The organism is Pseudomonas sp. FSL R10-0056 (genome assembly GCF_009600105.1).
In the GTDB taxonomy this organism is placed as follows: domain Bacteria; phylum Pseudomonadota; class Gammaproteobacteria; order Pseudomonadales; family Pseudomonadaceae; genus Aquipseudomonas; species Aquipseudomonas bubulae.
On the sequence record NZ_WIWL01000077.1, the window covers coordinates 1 to 699 of the forward strand.

Annotated in this window: 1 protein-coding gene; it reads right to left on the reverse strand. The window is 65.8% G+C overall.

Annotated features, from left to right (window positions below; all coding sequences use genetic code 11):
- The coding region (locus tag GHO42_RS03840) for a DUF3482 domain-containing protein (protein WP_153384121.1) at positions 1-699 on the reverse strand (699 nt) is incomplete at both ends.

The following is a 699-nucleotide window of genomic DNA, read 5'->3' on the forward strand; positions in this document are numbered from 1 at the left end:
GCGTCAGGCCGCCCACCATCAAGTCCACGCCAGCCCCGGCCGCAGCCCCTGCGGCAATCCCGCTACCGACCCGCACGCCCAGATGCTTGAGCGTCTCGGGGTTGAACAAGTCATCGCCCCAGCGCCCGTCGAGCAGCGGCAAGTCGCTGGCCGCCGCATCGCTGATGCGAAAGCCGTACAGCTTGAGCAGGGCTTCTACGCAGCGTTGCTCGCGTTGGCGAATCGTTTCGCGCAACTGCTGGGTAGCTTGTTGTTCGGCGGTTTTTTCGCTGGCCACGCTGCGTCGGCAAGCGGCGCAGTCGATCAGCAGTTCGGCAATCAGGCGCAGGGCGCTGTGCTTGCGGGCTTCACGCTGGGCCTCCTGGTCGGTAATCAGTCGTTGCAGCGCGCCCCGCGAATGCTCCAGCAGCAGCGCCAGGCTTTCATATAAACGGCGTTCGCCATCTTCGGGCGGGGCCACGCTGTCGAAGCGTACCAGTGCATGCAGGCCTAGACGGGCCAGGGCTTCGCGCCACTCGGGCTCGCGGTGCTGCGGGCTGCTGACAAAGTTGAGCACCGGCAGCAGCGGTTTGCCACAACTGGCCAGTACGCTGAGTTCGTCGCGGTACTTGGCCAGCACCGGCTCGCGGGCGTCGATCACATACAGCCCGGCGTCCGAGGCCAGCAGTTGGCGCAACACCTTGGCTTCCTGCTCAAAGC